The following is an 18,589-nucleotide window of genomic DNA, read 5'->3' as shown; positions in this document are numbered from 1 at the left end:
ACCGATTCAAGGGTTGGATTCGTGTGAACAAGCCCTAAAAGATCGCATCCTCGACTTTTTTGGTGTCGACGTCCAGGTTATCACTGTTTTCACCGTGCTCCAGCCTGGCAAATGCTTTGATGGTGGATCGATCCACCGATGCCAGATAGTGATCCGTACCCTCATGGGCCAGAATATTTGCTACCTGAACAATATCCACATAATCGACTGGCGCATCATCACCCGGATCCCGGCTAAAATCCTCATGATGGGCTGCCACCTCGATGATGCTCTCATCGAATTTCCATAACTTTAAGATACTCCCACCTATATGGGGGTGCAGCTTACGCAGGACCTTATCAAGAAACTCAGGTTTGTCTATTAACTCTTTATATTTACATGCTTTTATTAATAGAGGTATATGCCCGATATCATGTACTAACCCTGCCACCAGCGCAACATCCGGGTCCAGTCCTGGTTGGGCTTTGGCTAACATCGCGGCATGCGCCCCCACTTTTACAGAGTGATTCCAGAGCTTATCCATTCGTCGCTCAATCTCTTTGACCGAGGTTCGGAATACCTCTTTCATGGAGACGGCATAGACCGCATTTTTCACACGCTGAAAACCGATCCGGGTAATTGCAGGCTTGATGGTGGCGATCTTGTTCATGCCCCGGTAGAGAGGACTGTTGGCATAGCGGATCAGCCGGGCGGTCAGAGAAGCATCCCGCGAAATGACTTTTTGCAGATCAGATGCAGAGCTATCCACATCATTAATAATAATAAGCGCTTCCAGCGCCAAAGCCGGCAAGGTTGGCAGATAGATATTGTTGGCAAGCAGATCCTCTTTTACCGAGTCGACAAAACCCTTGGTTGTCGCAGATTCAAACCGCTTCTGCTCACGCTCCTGTTCTGTCTCAGTATCTACCCGCTCACCATCTGCAAGTGTAAAAACCGATTTTGTCATCCGATTGCTGCCAGCCTATTTTGTCTAGTTGGAGATCTACTCATTCAGTGACCAAACCTGTGTTTACAGCCCCTATGCCATTCTCTCAGGTCAACATGGCACACATATCCAGGCGAAAACCCAGATCGCTAATCATTATATAAATCAAATACTAATAACACTATTATAAAGTTGACTTTAATTGCAGGATCAGTCATTAAAATTTAAGACGAAGTAGTGTATCTGCTATCCATTAGGATTAGCCTAAAACCAAACTATAAAACACCTGCAGAAGATAGCGGCAAGACAACCCGATTTCTCCAGTTTCCGAATCATTTCAAGCTAGTTGAGTGGTTGCTATGCGTCAAGCATCACACAATCAACAATTTATCAACCCGACGACCAATTCGTTCACTTTCAGCCGCAGTGAGCCCGCATGCTGGATACATGATGGGGCTCTCAAGTCTGAATACCGCATAATTAAACGGGCCATTTTTTTTAAATCTTTCACAAAAATTAAAGTTGTTGTTGCCGATAATAGTACGCACTGATGAGTTGCGGCCCACAACCAACCCGAAATCACTCAATTTCGCTGCAGCAGCGCTAATCCTAGCCGACCTGGAAACGCACTTAATTTGAATATTAGTGATTTGTCTCTCATTTTTCGCTTCCCATCTGACCCATAACTAAAGTATTAATGCTGTTATTTCATGGAGTTAACTGTGCTAATCAGAATTATATTTAACAATTGCTCATTCAAGTTTTAGCACGATGAGACGACTTTATGGGTAGGCTAAACAATAAACATGTCTAACGATCAAGACTTTGACGGTATGGCAGAACAGGCACTCAACCACTTTACTCAACATACTGGTGATAAGCCGGTAGTCCTTATTGCAGATGATTCTCGGGTTGTCCGAGTATCGCTGAGGAATATTCTTAACGACACCTGTCAACTCATTGAAGTTGAGGATGGGGAGCAGGCGTGGCAGGTCATCTGCCAAACGCCATCGATCGATTTGGTTTTCAGCGACCTCTCCATGCCAAAAATAGATGGTCGCAACCTATTAACCAATATCAGAAATTCTACAACTGGACGAATATCCAACCTACCGTTCATCGTTGTTACCGGTAATGAGGCGACTGACGGTATCGCAGAAGAGCTTGAGAAGCTTGGCGCATCAGGAATGGTAAGTAAGCCGTTTGATCCAACATTGATCCGGCAATTCGTTGAAGAGTTAGCCGAAGAGACTAATCAAGAGCTCTCCATAGAAGAACAAAACGTCAAAGAACAGAGTGATTTTCTCGACAACACCACCAACAAAACACAATTTCTGGAGATTGCCAGTCGGGAACTCTCATTTGCGATCCGCAACAAGAATGAGCTTGCTTTGGCGTTGATCAAAGTTGATCAATTCAGCAGCATTCTGGACCACTATAGCGAAGCGGCAATCGAACATATCCTGCTGGCGCTGAGAGAGATCATTGAGAAACATATCCATCCTGACGACACCCTAGGCTATTTCGGAGAGGGGTGCTTTTCGATTCTACGTCCCGCCTCGAATGCCATAGGCACAAAATACCTGAGTCGCAGAATTCTCGAAGATCTCACCTCAAAACAGTTTTATCTTGGGGAAGCGGATGAAAGCGTCACGGCGAGTATTGGTATATCAGCACCGGATATAAAACCGGGAATTCGCCTACAGGATCTGGTAAAACTTGCAGAAGGACGCCTCAAAGCCGCGTTTGAGAATGGTGGCGACAAAGTTGTCGATAAAGGTAATGAAAATCTGACTCCGGTCTCCATGCAGGACAGCATGGAGATATCCAACGTCATATCCAACACACAGCCCAGCTCTCCCCATGTAGTGAGTAAAAGCTCCTCCGAGATCAACCGGTTGGCGGCTGAACAGGTTGCGGAAATCAAAGCCAAGTACACGAATCAAGCGAAGGATTTCGAAGCTCAGGCAGGACAGATTTCTGAATACAAGAGAGCTCTGGAGGATTTGACCGCTGAAAACAGATCACTGATCGAAGATGTCAAGCATTGGAAAAATGAGTCCGCCGAAGCTGAACATCTGCGCCGGCAACTGTTTGAGGTTGAAAGCCAGTTCCAACAGCTGAAAGTCAAGTTTAGCGAAGTGCAAAAGGCCAATGATGATCTGGCACACCGCACCGACACCACCGAAAGAGAGAATCGGCGACTGATTGATGAAGAGGAAGAGAGAACAGCTTCTTTGAGACAGTCTCACCAACTGATTGAAGGTGAAAATAAGCGTCTTGAGAGTCAGATCAGCGATTTAAAAAGCCGAGCAGAGAAAGCAGAGCTTGAAAGCCTGAAATCGAATCAGCTGGTAACCAGTCTGAGGGATAACAGCAATCTGCTGAAGATGCAGGTTGATCAGCTACAACAGGAAGTCAACGAACTGCGGGAAAAACAGTATCAGCAACCAACAACTGACGAGAAACAGAACAGCACCCCAAGCACTGAATCAAATTCGGAATTAAAAACAGACACTGATCTACTGGAAGAGCTGTACAAGCCTGAATTGGCTCTGTCAGCCACTCCGGAGCCGCCGCAGCAAAACAAACCGGTCAAAGAGAATAAAACCGATTCTGTGCACCTGTTTCCGGATAAAGAGCAGGTCGACCTGAAACAGAAGCAGGTGAAAGAGAGCAGGATTCCACCGTTTCGGGTAGAAGCTGAACCGATGTTCTTCAAAAATGGCTTCAATCCCTCCTCATTCACTATTGCCAGCTTGATCATGTTGGCCGTAGTCGTAATCGGCGGCATCTACCTTTACACAGTAATGATTGCTCCACCCCCGAATGATCTTGCTTCTGACACAAGTCAGGTAGCGCTGCAGAGCACTTCTCCCAATGATGGCGCTGCAGCCCCGGCGAGCAAGGAGGTCGTAGTAGAGCAAACCGCAGATAGCAGCAGTAGTACGGCAGCCCCATCAATCAACAGCGCTGGATTTCAGGAAGTGGCTCCCGTTGCCAGAGTGCTGAGCATTTCTGAGGAGCTGAGGCTTGAAAAAGAGCTGACATTACGTCAGATGGCTGAGGAAGAGTTCACTCGTAGTCTGGTCAGCACTACGACGGCCGAACCAGAGTATTCTGATCCGACAGAAACATTTTCTACAGAATTTGAAGTTCAGCCGGAGCCAGCCAACGAAGTGCTTCCCCTATCACCTGCATTTGAAGCAGAAGCCGAAACAGTGGATCTCGATGCGGCTGCTGATGGCCACAATTAAGGCATAGGCATCCATCCCGGATTGTCCAGATCCATCTGATAATACCTCTCTTTTCTCACTCACCGCAGCAATTACCATCTTGCATCGCTCATCTTCTGTTGCCTTGATAACTGAGTATCCCGCAAAACATAACAGGATTTAATTCTCAGTCTGGTCAGTGGCTTGCTGCTGAAAGATACTGGCATGCAGAGGCCAACCAGACTCATCAATTACGAAAACTGTCCATTTTCCCTCTTCCCCAGGGTTGAGACTCTTGATTGAATAGGCCCGCCAGCGGGGGCCGCCGACATGAATATTGACCTCACTGATCACTTCCCCTTCAAATTCCCATCTGTGAATGATTGTACGACCCTGGAGATTTCTAAGATCCGTAAAAAAAGAGACTTCCGTGGCGCTCTCATCCAGGCTGACTACCTGATCCACAGGCTCTCTGTTGATCACAGCGGTGGTAAAAACTGCCCGGGCGACATAGGCATCGGGCACAGGAGACTCTTCGATACCTTGTGATTCCAGTAGCATTTGTGCTTCCGTTTCAACCTCCTCCGAGATCACACTCCCTTGTGGCGAATCAATCGCTTCCTGTGACCATAGTGAGGACTGTATGGAGATCAGCAAGATAGCCAGCCAAGCCTGCTTTATAGGCTTATATCCTTGAAGTTTTTTTATCATTAACACCTCCGACATGCTGTTATTGAAAAATTGAAACAGAAATCCCTGACAGGCGCCAGTTTTTGCCTCGACTATCTTCGCAGAACACGAATCCATTGCCAGAAATTCAATAAACCAGCGAGTGAGGCGGACAGATAGGTAAAGGCTGCCGCCCGTAATATTTTTTCTGCCGCTGGGTATTGTTCCGTTGTTAGATAGCCATCTTTTAACAGGGGCATGGCTTTTTTAAAACTTGCGTCCAATTCAACCGGCAGGGTGAGTAACTGTAACAGTACATTGGTCCCCATGATCAGAAATGCCGCCAGGGCACTGATCATCCCGATTGCCGGCGCCCTGGAGATCACTGAGGCAACAGGAGCCAGAAACAGCAGAAATGAACCCAGGCGTTGAGCAAATTGTGCGAACCGAGCCAGTCGGGTCCGCCAGCGAAACATCGGTTCATTCGCCGCGTCCTGCAGCGCATGGCCCACTTCATGAGCTGCGGTTGTAATTGCAGTCAGTGATCTCCCGCTCATTCTCTCCTTAGATAGCCTGACAGCTTTATCACCTGGATCGTAGTGGTCTCCCAAATCAGTACTTTCAACACGCACATCCTTCAGGGAAAACCGATCCAACAGGTGCCTAGCCAATTCACCAGCATTGCCGGGAAAGTTATCTTCATCCTGTAGACTGTGCTTTTTCATTGTCCGATTGACCCACCATTGTGGCCCAAGCAGAAGCAGAAGCAGCAGTGTCAAAATCAATACGTAGTGCATGCCTTGTCTCAACCGAGAGCAGAACTATTATGGTTTGGAATTGATCAGTTTATAACCTGGTAATTCAATACGTCACGTTGAGGGTTATAACGTAACCGGCGGCTCGCCTACTATTAACCCTGCGACTAAGTATGTCGTGTTTATACTATGATGATCAGTGGCAGGAAAAGTTTGAGAAACCCTCTTGATTATTCTTAGTATTGGAAGGGAGGCGGAGGTAGGGCCTTGCTGTATGGACAGGGTGCTTGTTGACAACCAGCAGCGTTCAACCTGTTAGTCCTCTCTGCAACAACACCATAACCATGCCAGATGGATGGTTATGGCGTTGATATCAACTAGTAGGTCACTACTCTTGGAAGCTGTTTAGCTTCAGCCACCCATTTCTCAACTGAGGAGAGACTGGGAGTAGCACGTACCAGATTCTTTGCTTCATTGACCTCAACCATTTTAGAATGCAGATTCTCAGGCTTTCTTTGCGCCAGTTCAGGCACCGTATCCACACCTGCAGCTTCCAACAGATCGGAGTACTGTTCACCAATACCCTTGACCCTGAAAAGGTCGGCCATATTGACCCATCTGAGAATCAATTTGCCACTGATTCCGGTTGAATCTTCAAGTGCCTTACGCCCTTTCTTGGTACTCCCCTGCTCCAGCAAGGCTTCCAGGCTTTTGATATCAGCCGCTTCCAGTTTTGATGCGTAGGTTGCACCGATACCCTCGATTTCGACTAGCTTAGTCATGATTTTAAGTCTCTCTCTGGTCGGATAGGTGGTTATTCTTCTTCCATAGTGAGTGTTCCGATACTCAACATCTGCCATCCCTATGCACCCTCTGAAAGGCTTATCATCCTGCACAATCACTCTACCGGCATAGGCCGCCTGGTTTCCACAATGGGCGGCAATACAGGTGACCTGTTGATTCAGTGGCATCTCCCCTGAACCCTCTGACAACGATTATGCAGCAGAAAAATCAAGCTGGCTTTTCCATCGCCCCCTTTATCATCCCTGTGAGATGTCCATAATACACACTATAAGAGTTTGATAAATCTTGATTTAGCTCTGAATTCTAAACAAGTGTTAAATGTTTTATCAAGGTATTCCAGTGTCTGCTTACCCTAGGGCCTGTTAACACTAATTGATCGCGTCGACGACTTGACTGGCGAGGCTGATCCGCCGCCGGTCCTGCCTTCTTCGATCACCGGGATATCGGTTAGCCAAATCGAGCACCAACCTTCGCCGGTCCCGTGAGGATTCCCGGTGGATGTATGGATGAGCATGCAGCCTCCTGCCCAGCTTTGAGGCCGCATTAAGTCTGCCGATCATTTCGTGGGCAGATTCAGATGGATCAACAAAGACAAGCCCATGAATTTCCCACTCTTGGGCCTTATTGAACTTCAACTTCAGTACCTTCGACCTGGTGATGTCCACCGCGTTGGCTTTCTCAGTAAAAAAAGACCAACCTGGCATTACCAGACGTTTAACCATTTTGGTCAATTCACGTGCAGAACACTCTTCCGATATCCCATTAATAAAAACCCACATTATTCCTCTCAAATCATGGTCTTTAGCAAATCAATATAGCAGACTATTAACTTGGCACCTTGAAAAACCATCCTCAGTCAAAGCAAGTCTGCCTTGGAAATTCAACCGGTTAGGGACATAAAGAATCCCCTGAACATGGTTTTTCAAAGTGTCGGCTTAGTACTGTATTGGTCATCTTCAAACTATAATGTCTATTCAGAGCGATGAGTCATGTTTCTGGTCTATTCGGGGTAATATTGCCAAGGAACAATTGCCAGTTAGCTGTACTCATAAATACTGAACGGCCAGTAGGAAGCGAAATGCCAAATCCATTTATCACTCAATTCGAGCAGTTACCCGATACCATCCCGATTTTTCCACTTGCTGGCGCTATCGTGATGCCTGGAGCGCAGCTGCCGCTAAATATCTTCGAGCCCCGATATATCAACATGATAGAAGATGCGATGGCAAGTCATCACCTGATTGGCATGGTACAACCTCAGGAAGAACCGGAATATAGTAAAAATAAGGTATTCAACACCGGCTGCTCCGGCAGAATAAGCTACTACAATGAGACACCCGATGGCAGAATCGAGATCATTCTTACCGGCGTATGTCGTTTCGATATCGGTGATGAACTCAAGACTACCCGTGGTTATCGGCTCATAACCCCTATCTGGTCAAGGTTTGAATCGGATTACGACCCCACTTCCACGGCATTGCTCAAAGAGCGAAAACAGATCGAACTCACCCTCGAACGCTATCTACTGGCCAATGACCTGCAGACAGATACCGAACAGCTGAAACAGCTTCCTACTGACCTGCTGGTGAATGTCCTGACCACAGCCCTCCCCTTGCCCCATGAGGACAAGCAGTCAATGGTCGAAACTGTCGACATCGCTGAGCGACTTCATATGCTGGTCACAAAACTGGACTTGAGCAGTTATCCGCTAAACAGTGATTTGAAGCACTGAGTCCCCACTGCCTGTAAAGATTGCGTTTAGCTTCATGGCCAGTGTGACCCACAGCTCTTTCAAACCTGCCTGGTGGCTCAAGTCACCCCATCTTCAAACCATTTGGCCAAGTCTCTTCAGGTCAAGGGTGAAGCTCGATTTTCATGTCGAACGAATCGATCTCAGAGATGGAGATTTTATAGACCTCTCCTGGCATCAAGGCTCCAGTGGGCCTCTGGTGATGCTGATCCATGGATTGGAAGGCTCCATCAGTTCCCACTATGTCACACCAACCCTTCAGGCATTACATCAAGCTGGATTCAGCACGTTGTTCATGCACCTGCGGGGCTGCAGTGACGAACCGAACCGACTGCGGCGAAGTTATCACTCCGGGGCATCTGAAGATCTCAAAGAGATCCTGGAACTGCTCCGCTCCAGGAATCAGATTCCGGATGCCGTGGTCGGATTCTCCCTGGGAGGAAATCTGCTTTTGAAGTATCTGTCTGAAACAGGAAACGAGAGTGCAATTGGTGCAGCTGTCGCTGTCTCCGTACCCTTCAATCTTGGCCAGGCTGCGACTCGCCTGGAGCTGGGGCTCTCCAGGATATATGGGCGCTATCTTCTTGATAAATTAAAAAAAAGCTATGTTAAAAAGTACCAGATACGTGGTTTCGACAACATCGTCGACCTATCCGCCATTCAAACCATCTATCAGTTCGATGACAACATTACCTCTCAGGCGAATGGGTTTAACGATGCGGATGACTACTACAGCAAGTGCAGTTCAGGCACAAAACTGAAAAACATCAGCACCCCAACCCTGATCATCCATGCCCTGGATGATCCATTCATGTTTCCAGCCAGTGTCCCGACAATTGATCAGTTGGGCCCGGGCGTTGACCTGGAACTCTGCATGAATGGTGGGCATGTTGGATTTATCCAGGGGAATCTGCCATTCAAAGCAGAGTATTGGTTGGATAAACGCATCAGCCGGTACCTGAAAGCTCTACTCAAGTCAAAAAATCAACCCAACGATAACAACGACTTGCAATTATCATTCAACTGACACAATCTACACCTTAGCTTGCATGCCTGTTTGGATAATCAGGTCAGACATCAACACCAGCTCTGCCTGCACGATACCTAACGCCTGTAATTACGAATCCAATCTCACAACATTTCAAGCGATTGCAGCGGACAACTCTGTTTTTTTATGTATTTCAAGGTCTATTTGAATGCCTGATCCCAGTGGTAAAGAAACAGATCAGATGGTGGTGGATATCGCTTGTCTCGATCACAGTCGATTCCGGGCAACCCTCATTTCAACCATTGGCAGCCATTGTGAAGTTTGGCGTAGTAGTAAACGCCACGAAAAACTCATCGATGGTGAAATCGAGACAACCTATACCGAATTTGTTATCAAATGGCCATATACAGACTACTCGGAAAGTGAGACGAAACTACTGGCCCGACACTATCGTCAACTCAAAGACACCCTTGATGAGATTATCCCGGATGCCTTGTTCGTCGTAACAAAGATCAATGGTCGCGCAAGTGTATTGGTGCTGGCCCAGGCAATCAATGTTTGGTTTAACATCGCCAATCAGCAGAATGAAGAAGAGGCAATTAAGTTGTTGTGCGCCAATCCGAAATCGCGGATTCAACTCTCCCGTTTCGTCAAAGCGGCGCAAGCCTGGCGCAAGTCGGATAATCCTAAAGTCATCGATCTGTTCGGCATCGACAATCTGGTCATGGATACCAACCGTGATATCCATTTTCTGGACAGTTTTTTTGTGTTCTTTTTTGAAGACACCTTCCACTTGCTCGATGGCGCTGAGGAGGATACCGAACTGGCGGATAAGGTTAATCTCTCAATCAAAAGAATGAACTATCTTGAAAGGCTGCTGGAACAGGTCAAGGCTTCCTGCGGTCACAAGTAGTTGCTTCTGGATCCAGCTCAGTGGGTTAGGGCGCCAGGGAAATTCACAGAGACAGTCAATCCACCATGGTTTTCTCTGTTTTCCATCTCAATGGTTGCATGATGAAGATCGATAATTCTTTTAACAATTGCCAACCCCAAACCACTACCCTGGATTTTGGTATCCTCACCTCGCCGAAAACGCTGATACAGACCCTGTTGTTGAGATTCGGGGATCCCAGGCCCTGTATCATGTACTTCCAGCCTTGCACCGGAGTCCTGCTCTACCAGTTTAACGGTGACTTCGCCGTTATTGGGCGTATAGCGGATCGCATTGTCGATAATATTTCTCAGTAAAATCTGTATGGCGGGTGAAAACCCGGGTACGACCACCATATCATTCGGGCCATCGTAAGAGATCTCAATATCCTTCTCCAATGCCAAACCAGCTATGGCAGCGATGACATTGATCGCCTCCTGCTGAAGATCCACCTGATGAGTATGGGACTCATCGAAAGATTGACTATCCATTCTGGCCAGAGTCAACAACTGTTCGAGCAGGTGCGTGGCCCGATCCACCCCACGAATCACCTGATCAAGAAACCCTTTGTGTGCCTGTTCTGTTGAGAGAGATTTGGCTTGAGCCAATGTCTTCAAGGCGGCCAAGGGCGTTCTCAGTTCATGGGCCGCATCGGCGGTAAATCTTCGCTCATTTTCCAACGCAGAGTGAACTTTGAGAAACAGATGATTCAACGACTCCACCATGGGTACCACTTCACTCGGTACATCCTCAGTGGATATCGGGTCGAGTGAATTAGGATCCCTGTTCTCGACTTTGTCTGCAATCGTACTCAGTGGTTTCAGGCCGTTGCCAACCATCATCCAGATAATGAAGCCAAGTAGTGGTAGTGCAATAATAATTGGCCATAAGCTGTTAAAGACTATTTCCGATTCGATCTCCTCTCTGACAGAGAGTAACTCGCCCACGAGAACATTGAACTGGCCGCTCGACTCCTTTAGTCCAAACATCCTCCACGCTTTATCCTCAACAACAAAATTGTTGTAACCAATCTTAAAATCGTTGAATGATGCAGGTAGATTTGAACGTAAATAGGTTTTTCCATTAACCCCTTTTATCAAAAACGCGATTTTCGATTCATATCGGTGCCCCTCCACCAGATCTCTGGGCACCAAAGTCAAATAATCCTTTTCGCTTTCACTCTCATGTGATTGAAATTCGCGCAAGATCTCCATGAACTTCGAAGACCGAGTCGCGACATCTTCACCAGCTTCAGCAACCAGTTTCTGCAGAGTCTCCTTGACCTCCTCATCCTCTTCAATCTCATGGATCATCAAAGTGGCGAGGATTCTTGATTCCTGAGCCAGGGTAGCGTCGTAGATCTCCTCGACTTCATGAGAGGCGACCTGGTAGACGAACAGCGCGGTGATCAGCCATAGGAAGATGATTGTGGTTATCAGACTGGCTAAAAGGCGTCGGCGAATTGATTGAATAGTCATGAATTGACATGTCCTAATCGGATTGACTCTGCTTAGGGATCATGTAGCCAACGCCGCGCACGGTCTTGATCAACGTCTTTCCCAGCTTTTTGCGAAGATGGTGGATATACACTTCAATGGCATTACTCTCCACACCCTCATCCCACCCATAGAGCGATTCTTCCAGAGCCTGTTTGGACATGATTCGTCCCGGATGGGATATCAGGGTTTCCAAAATGGAGAACTCATTCGCGCCCAATATGACCTCTACTCCATCCTTATGCAAACTGCGGGATGCGGGATCCATGGTAATTCCGGCATACTTGATTACTGGTGCAGCACGCCCTTCCCGCCGGCGGCAGATGGCGCGTAACCTGGCATCGACCTCAAGCAAATCGAACGGTTTCACAACGTAATCATCGGCCCCCAGGTCCAATCCCTGGATCCGGTCATCAAGCGTGTCACGAGCGGTTAGTACCAATACCGGTACATTACTGCCTCTGCTGCGTAAATTTTTTAATATATCCAGGCCATCCTGAGTAGGCAGTCCAAGATCCAGAATCAGAGCATCGATATTCTCATTCAACAAGGCTTGTTCTGTCGCTGAGCCATCAACCAACCAATCGACTGTGTGGCCCAATTCTCTCAGCCCCATACTCAGCCCCTCCCCCAGATGACGATCATCTTCTGCCAATACGATTCGCATCAAACAAGTCCTGATTCAATCTTTCTAACTTATCAAGTACGCACTTGATTTTTCGAGTTCTCTGCCTGCAATGCTAGGGCCTGTTAACAGACCCTAGCGAAAAGATTCAAAACGAGTGTGGAAACCCCGGTTGATTGTCATACTTTAACTGTAGCTGTTTTTTGGCTGTTGAAAGCGCTGCTTCAGCCGCTCTTTTAAGTCCGGCATCGGCGACCCGATTATTCGCTCGGATGGGCAAAGTCAAAACCTTTTCAAATGCTGTGATTGCAGGCTGAAAACGCTTTTCATGAAGCAGGAACTCAGCGTAATAGAAGTTCGCATCGATATTGTCCGGATTCACATCCAGAGCCTTGAGCAGATGCTGCTCGGCTTTCTCAGCGTCACCGAACCCCAAGGGATATCCTGGTACCTGGTGGTAGAGGCTCCCCAGCACAGTATATAAAGTACCATCAAGAACCGTCGGATCTATTGATTCCGCCTGTTCAAGCAGACTTTTTGCCTGTTTCGCGAGTCCAAGACCGGACATGTTGCTGCTGTCTTTGGCCAGGGTTGACAGAACCACAGCATGCCAGATCAGTGCTGCCGGATTTTCCGGTTGCTCGTTGACTACTTTCTCCATCTCTGCTGCAAGCGCCAGCAGCGGTTCGCGACGCTGATCCTGTGTCGTATCAAACTTCAGAATCGCCCAACGTTCACTCAGCTCCAGCAGTACAGTAGACATTTCTGCCGTCCAAACACCGCTTTGGTAAAACATAAGCATGAGAATAGAGAAGGATATTTTTTTCATGACTATTATCTTACTCAATCTTTACGCGCTGCAGCATAGGAAAACCACAAATTTCTTACTCTAATTTCCATTTATTGTAAAACTGGCGAATATCCCGAGAATACTGATAACATACTGTTTTAATTTACTTTTTTACACTTTATTACATTTTCTTGACGGTAAAGTTAAATCAACAACCTCAAACTTTTGTAAGCTGTGATGTCTACAGGCAATATTCTAAGTGAAAGCATTGGCATATTATTATTTACATGGGTATCATTCCGTATAGGCAAAGAAACAGACCCATATCCGCTCCTCATTTGATTTATCTTCAGGTCGAGAATCGGCATCCTTCGTTTCCAAGCTAACAAGCGAGGCGAAACGCCAGTGCTTTAGCGTTCAAGGTCTGTCTGGCAGGTTTACACATGGGACCGTCAGACCCTGAACAAGATCAATTTATCTGTTTAGGAATGTAAATCGATGACTAAATTGTATGTTGGCAACCTGGCCTGGTCTGCCACAGAAGATGATATCCGGGAACTGTTTTCCGATATCGGTGAGGTGCAATCTGCTAATCTGATCCTTGACCGGGAAACCCGTCGTTCCCGTGGTTTTGCTTTTGTTGAAATGGGCCAGGCTGATGCCGAGCGCGCCATTACCGAGCTGAATGGAAAAGATTTTCAAGGCCGTAGTTTGAGAATTAATGAAGCCCAGGAAAAGCCTCGTCGCAACTCTGGTGGTGGCGGCGGCGGTCGCTGGTAAGCACCAAATTCCGAATTTGTCGCTTTACAACGAAGATTTTTGAGAACGGTAGGCTGATACGCCTGCCGTTTTCGATTGACTCCTGACCAATCAGCCCAACTCACTGATTGCGCTCAATCTCATAGCCCCCTGTCACTGAAGTAGGCGGGTCAAAGGCTCTCTGCTTCATAAAATATGCCAACCGGAACACCTTTTCATCCGAAAGAGTGTCTGTGTTTCTGATCTCCATTTCAGCCCGCTTTCACTCCTGTGTAACAGATAAGCTTTAAACTGCGCTTCATGAAGAGTGAAAAAACCATCAGCTCCATTGGACACAAAGTTGTTGATCGCAGACGTGAAGAGATCGAGCCACTGCTCGCCAGTTGTCGGCAACAGAACAGACCCATTGAGATTGGTCTCTACTTCAACGATCCATCCTGTCATGAGTTCATAGAGATGTGGCTGGCTGAACATCAGTTGATGCTGAATACCCATCTCGATCATCGAAAGCTGAGCGTTTTCAGCCTCGATGAACATGAAAACGTGCCTCTTCTTCAGCGACAGATCGAACTCTCGCAGAATTGGGGTGCCGACTACGGGATCAATCATATATCCGCATTCTCCCTCAGCCGAAGGGAAAGCTATCAGCCTGCCTTGATGGATAAACTGACTCGGCAACTGCACTTACTAAACAGTATCTGCCGGAAACATCGTTTCCCGATCTACCTTGAGAACACCTATCATGATCTGAACTTCTACAGGCAGGTCTTCAACTCGATCATCGAAAACCGGTTCGACTACCTGCACGGCTGTTTCGATTTCGGCCACGCAAAAGTCTGGTCCAACCAGCCTCTCTCAGAGTGGCTGGATTTCCTTGAGACGCTGAAAAATGCCGGGAAACGACTCCATTTTCATCTGCATGCCAACCGGGGACTATCAGACGAACATCTCTCATTCATTGAGGCAGAGTGGCTGAATATCATTAAAGCGGACAGCTTCACGACGCCGCTCAACAGCTTCGAAGCAATCGAACTGATTGACAGCCGATTTTCTGATTCGAGGAAGGTGATGGAGGTACCAATCCATGAAGCTATGGAGAATCTGCACAAGGTTGTTGAAGAGATCGAGCGGATCAGGCAATCGAAACAACCGAGAAGCGCCTGATACCCCCGACCTCCTGCGGTACTGAAGCTTAAAAACCGTAGATAGGCCCGGTTACACGGATTCCAGCGCTGCGATACGATCCTCCAGCGGCGGGTGACTGGCGAACAGCTTCTGGACTTTTCCCGCACTGATGGCGAATGCCGCCATCTCTTCCGGCATCGGTTCCGGCTCATGGGCCTGTTGTAATCGCCTCAGGGCGGCAATCATTTTGCCTCTACCGGCCAGATCCGCACCACCCTTGTCTGCCCTGAATTCACGCCAGCGGGAGAACCACATGACGATCGTCATCGCCAGGATACCCAGCACGAATTCCGCAATTATCGAGACAATATAGAAGGCCGGCCCATAACCCCGCTCCGTCTTGAACACCACCCGATCCACAGTATGTCCAATGATTCTTGAGAGAAAGACCACAAAAGTATTGACCACGCCCTGGATCAAAGAGAGGGTTACCATGTCCCCATTGGCCACATGGCTGACTTCATGGGCCAGCACCGCCTCGACTTCGTCCCGGTTCATCTGCTGCATCAGGCCGGTGCTGACCGCAACCAGGGCATCATTCTTGTTCCACCCGGTGGCAAAAGCATTCGGGGAGGCGTGATTGAATATTCCCACCTCCGGCATACCTATGCCTGCCCGCTGGGCCTGGGATTCAACGGTGGCGACCAACCAGCGCTCCACCTCATTGCCGGGGGTCTGGATGAGCTGAACCCCCATGCTCCGCTTGGCCATCCATTTGGAGATAAAGAGAGAGATCAGAGATCCGGAAAAACCGATGACCGCTGAATAGACCAACAGTGCATTGATATCCAGGTCGACCCCATTCTGCATCAGCAGCCCTTCAATTCCGAGGAGTCTGAAGGTGATACTGATCAAGGCCAGAATCGCCAGGTTGGTGCCGAGAAAGAGTGCAATCCTCATCATATCCGTTTCACGTCCTGATCGTTTTAAACTCTAAAAAGAATCTATCTGAATATGGGATCATTGATAGTGATTTTCAAGCGAAGTTCCCAATGACGCAGCATGGGCGCCTATCCAAGCCAAAAAACGCCACCTACTGACGGTTGACACAATTTCGAATTGGTTCTCTGCATCACAACCTGGGTGGTCTCAGGCTGACATCTTGGCCTTGCTATCCGTTGCAACAGAACTCTCCTCATCCTCGACAGCCTGGTAATCGATACTGATGCGATCCCCGGCGATAGGTCGAAAAAAACCGTCCGCGAATGCCACATGATCCACATGCTCGCGATAACTGTCTATCACGGCAGGGTGACAGAATTTCACCAGCCAGGTGTAGCGATATCCAGCACTCTCTTGTACTGCATCACCGGTAAATACCCGGCGCACACCGGGAATGGCGCCGAGGACCCGCCTCCCCTCCTCCATCATATGATTGATCTGCTTCTCATCGTCGATACTGGTATTGTAGATAATCAGATGCTCAACCGGCAGCCAGGGATCAGATTCGGCCAATACCTCCGAGGCGCGTCCAGCAGACCCCCAGAGTGACATGCAGCGTGCCGCCTCCTCGCGGATTGCATCGCTCACCCCTTGCATCAGACCGGTATAACCCAACAGATGCTGGCCCGCATTCTTAGCCACGCATGCGCCAGCCGCATCGGCCAAGGCGGTATAGTAGTTGATCTTTGCGATACCGTTTTCGATCAGCCTTTTATACTGCTCTGCAGAGAGTCCGGTACCGCCATGCAGGACCAGCGGTACAGCCAGGGACTCATTGATCTGCTGCAGACGCTCGAAATCAAGATTTGGCTCCCCTTTCATGCGGCCGTGGACCGTGCCGATTGAGACAGCCAGAAAATCCACCCCGGTCAGCTCAACAAACTGCCTGGCCTCATTGACCGAGGTAGTGCTCATTTCACCAGGATGCTGCTCCGCATCCTCGCCCTCCACCCCGGGTACATAGCCAAGCTCCCCTTCCACAGGAATGCCACAAGCATGTGCCATGGAGACGACCTGGGCAGTAGTCTCCACATTCTCCTTGAACGATGTGTGGGAGGCATCGACCATGACCCCATTACAACCCAGCCGAATCGAGTCGATGGCAGACTCAACACTCTTCCCGTGGTCCAGGTGAATCGCCACTGGAACCGCAGCGCGTTTCGCAGCTGTCTCGACGGAGGACATCAACAACTCGAAATCGTAGTGCTGGAAATGGGACTCGGCCAGGGAGAGGATTACCGGCGAGGCGGTCTGTTCGGCAGCAGCCATCACACCGGTCACAAAATCCAGGCTGACCACATCGAAAGCACCCACAGCATACCCATTGGCATGGGCGTGATTGAGCATCTGTTTCATATTTACCAGCGGCACAGAATTTCTCCTTATTCCCAATAGAGGTGTTATGGCGGATGACGGCTTTTCCCCGGCAACTTTACGCCTGCTTAACTGTTAGGTTAATTTAAATTATACTAATATTTCGTTATATTCAGGTAAAACCTTTGATCAGGCGCTTAACACTCCATCAACTGACAATATTCGCGGCGCTCGCCCAGCACGGAAATATGACCCGGACTGCCAAAGCGCTGCATATGAGCACCCCGGCCCTATCCATTCAGATCAAACAGATGTCCGATGCGATCGGCATGCCGTTGCATGAGCAGATTGGCCGGAAGCTCTATCTGACCGATGCGGGCAGACGGGTCGAAGTGGCCGCCCGTGACATTCTGAATCGGTTAGAGGCACTGGGCTCGGAGATTGCGGAGCTGCAGGGTTTGGAACAAGGCAGGCTCAGACTCTCCATTATCACCACCGCCAAATACTTTGTACCCAAGTTACTGGGTTCGTTTTGCCAACTGCATCCCGCTATCGAGGTCTCCCTGGATGTGGCGAATCGCGATCAGTGTCTGAACCGTCTGGAGCGAAATCTCGACGACCTCTATATCATGGGAAAATACCCCGAAGCGCTCGCTGTTGAAGCCGTTCCCTTCATGGAAAACCCGCTGCTGGTGATCGCACCGAGCGGCTACCCCCTGGCCGACCGAAAAAACATCTCCCCCAAGCTGCTGGCTGATGAGTCCTTTGTGATGCGCGAACAGGGTTCCGGTACCCGTCTTGCAGCCGAAAGTTTCTTTGAATCTCACAAGATAGAACTGAAGACCCGCATGACCCTTGGCAGCAATGAAGCTGTCAAGCAGGCCGTTGCCGGTGGCCTGGGGCTGGCGGTGCTATCCCAACACACATTAACCCTTGATCGAGCCTCGGGTGCCTTTGCGGTTCTGGATGTGAAGGGATTTCCATTGATCAGACAGTGGTATGCGGTCTATCCACGGGGCAAGCGGATATCAGCAGTTACCAGTGCCTTTCTTCAGTATCTGATTTCTGAGGGTGAGAAGAGTACTCGTTCACTTCCCTGACGCCATAGTGTCATCAACCTCTGATGAGCAGGGATGGTGTCGCTGCAGCGTCGGCGTCACTGCGTTCCTTTCAAACGAAGGGTTCGAACCAAAACCTGAGGACAGAAACTTGGCAATTCACGAACTCAGCCCAACCAGTGTCAAGAATGTAGTGGTCAAGCCCTTTTGACCACGGTTTTTTGTGCATTCCATTATCGCTGCTCAAATACCCTACCTAGTGGGTCATGCGGAAAGTAATGTAACTAATGATGATTGAGTGTATAATTCGTTATGCGCTTAGCCAAATCATTTTCTATTTCCCCAGATGCCGCCACAACGCTGACTCAGTGGTGTCGATCCAC

17 protein-coding genes are annotated in these 18,589 nt (G+C 48.6%); 7 read left to right on the top strand and 10 right to left on the bottom strand.

Annotated features, from left to right (window positions below):
• Window positions 1–34: 34 nt before the first annotated feature.
• A complete protein-coding gene (locus AC4IE8_RS03955) occupies window positions 35–946 on the bottom strand; it encodes an HDOD domain-containing protein (protein WP_083226145.1) in 912 nt (303 codons plus the stop codon).
• 785 nt (window positions 947–1,731) lie between these two features.
• On the opposite strand from AC4IE8_RS03955, the gene AC4IE8_RS03950 reads away from it, so the two are divergent.
• A complete protein-coding gene (locus AC4IE8_RS03950; protein WP_490790386.1) occupies window positions 1,732–4,182 on the top strand; it encodes a GGDEF domain-containing response regulator in 2,451 nt (816 codons plus the stop codon).
• 138 nt (window positions 4,183–4,320) lie between these two features.
• On the opposite strand, the gene AC4IE8_RS03945 is transcribed toward AC4IE8_RS03950, so the two are convergent.
• The 4 genes from AC4IE8_RS03945 to AC4IE8_RS03930 form a co-directional block, all read right to left on the bottom strand.
• Window positions 4,321–4,851 carry a DUF2914 domain-containing protein gene (locus AC4IE8_RS03945; RefSeq protein ID WP_490790385.1) on the bottom strand — a complete coding sequence of 177 codons (531 nt, stop codon included), beginning with the start codon at window positions 4,849–4,851 and terminating at the stop codon, window positions 4,321–4,323.
• A 71-nt stretch (window positions 4,852–4,922) separates the two neighbouring features.
• Window positions 4,923–5,606: a zinc metallopeptidase gene (locus AC4IE8_RS03940; RefSeq protein ID WP_068993515.1), complete on the bottom strand. Its 684-nt coding sequence runs from the start codon at window positions 5,604–5,606 to the stop codon at window positions 4,923–4,925.
• 335 nt (window positions 5,607–5,941) lie between these two features.
• Window positions 5,942–6,535, bottom strand: a complete 594-nt coding sequence (locus AC4IE8_RS03935) for a DUF4332 domain-containing protein (RefSeq protein WP_490790384.1) — start codon at window positions 6,533–6,535, stop codon at window positions 5,942–5,944.
• A 201-nt stretch (window positions 6,536–6,736) separates the two neighbouring features.
• On the bottom strand, window positions 6,737–7,090 hold the full coding sequence (locus tag AC4IE8_RS03930; protein WP_490790383.1) for a hypothetical protein: 354 nt from the start codon (window positions 7,088–7,090) through the stop codon (window positions 6,737–6,739).
• Between the two features lie 356 nt (window positions 7,091–7,446).
• Between AC4IE8_RS03930 and AC4IE8_RS03925 the strand changes: the two genes are divergently transcribed.
• The 3 genes from AC4IE8_RS03925 (at window position 7,447) to AC4IE8_RS03915 (ending at window position 10,019) form a co-directional block, all read left to right on the top strand.
• Entirely contained in the window at window positions 7,447–8,100 is a 654-nt protein-coding gene (locus tag AC4IE8_RS03925; RefSeq protein WP_068993520.1) for an LON peptidase substrate-binding domain-containing protein, read from the top strand.
• Between the two features lie 34 nt (window positions 8,101–8,134).
• The gene (locus AC4IE8_RS03920; protein ID WP_490790382.1) at window positions 8,135–9,145 is read left to right on the top strand and encodes a hydrolase; all 1,011 of its coding nucleotides are present in this window, start codon (window positions 8,135–8,137) and stop codon (window positions 9,143–9,145) included.
• Window positions 9,146–9,314: 169 nt separating this feature from the next.
• On the top strand, window positions 9,315–10,019 hold the full coding sequence (locus AC4IE8_RS03915; RefSeq protein WP_490790381.1) for a hypothetical protein: 705 nt from the start codon (window positions 9,315–9,317) through the stop codon (window positions 10,017–10,019).
• A gap of 17 nt (window positions 10,020–10,036) precedes the next feature.
• Here the strand turns inward: AC4IE8_RS03915 and AC4IE8_RS03910 are convergent, their stop codons facing one another.
• From AC4IE8_RS03910 to AC4IE8_RS03900, 3 genes are all read right to left on the bottom strand, one after another.
• A complete protein-coding gene (locus AC4IE8_RS03910) occupies window positions 10,037–11,515 on the bottom strand; it encodes an ATP-binding protein (protein ID WP_490790380.1) in 1,479 nt (492 codons plus the stop codon).
• Between the two features lie 13 nt (window positions 11,516–11,528).
• Window positions 11,529–12,200, bottom strand: coding sequence for a response regulator (locus AC4IE8_RS03905; RefSeq protein ID WP_490790379.1), 672 nt, complete (start codon window positions 12,198–12,200; stop codon window positions 11,529–11,531).
• 106 nt (window positions 12,201–12,306) lie between these two features.
• Window positions 12,307–12,921 (bottom strand): tetratricopeptide repeat protein, encoded by a 615-nt coding sequence (locus AC4IE8_RS03900; RefSeq protein WP_490790378.1) that lies wholly within the window; start codon window positions 12,919–12,921, stop codon window positions 12,307–12,309.
• A 525-nt stretch (window positions 12,922–13,446) separates the two neighbouring features.
• Here AC4IE8_RS03900 and rbp point away from each other — a divergent pair.
• A complete protein-coding gene (rbp, locus tag AC4IE8_RS03895; RefSeq protein WP_068993539.1) occupies window positions 13,447–13,728 on the top strand; it encodes an RNA-binding regulator in 282 nt (93 codons plus the stop codon).
• Window positions 13,729–14,007: 279 nt separating this feature from the next.
• The gene (locus AC4IE8_RS03890) at window positions 14,008–14,871 is read left to right on the top strand and encodes a hypothetical protein (RefSeq protein ID WP_490790377.1); all 864 of its coding nucleotides are present in this window, start codon (window positions 14,008–14,010) and stop codon (window positions 14,869–14,871) included.
• 51 nt (window positions 14,872–14,922) lie between these two features.
• On the opposite strand, the gene htpX is transcribed toward AC4IE8_RS03890, so the two are convergent.
• Complete coding sequence (gene htpX, locus AC4IE8_RS03885) at window positions 14,923–15,795, bottom strand: protease HtpX (protein ID WP_068993545.1); 873 nt, start codon at window positions 15,793–15,795, stop codon at window positions 14,923–14,925.
• Between the two features lie 186 nt (window positions 15,796–15,981).
• Window positions 15,982–17,205, bottom strand: coding sequence for a ketose-bisphosphate aldolase (locus AC4IE8_RS03880; RefSeq protein ID WP_490790376.1), 1,224 nt, complete (start codon window positions 17,203–17,205; stop codon window positions 15,982–15,984).
• Between the two features lie 128 nt (window positions 17,206–17,333).
• Between AC4IE8_RS03880 and AC4IE8_RS03875 the strand changes: the two genes are divergently transcribed.
• Complete coding sequence (locus AC4IE8_RS03875; RefSeq protein WP_490790375.1) at window positions 17,334–18,248, top strand: LysR family transcriptional regulator; 915 nt, start codon at window positions 17,334–17,336, stop codon at window positions 18,246–18,248.
• Window positions 18,249–18,589: the final 341 nt, after the last annotated feature.

The sequence above is a fragment of the Candidatus Thiodiazotropha sp. AKAK2 genome (genome assembly GCF_058244685.1).
This window is presented reverse-complemented; position numbering and strand designations above follow the sequence as displayed.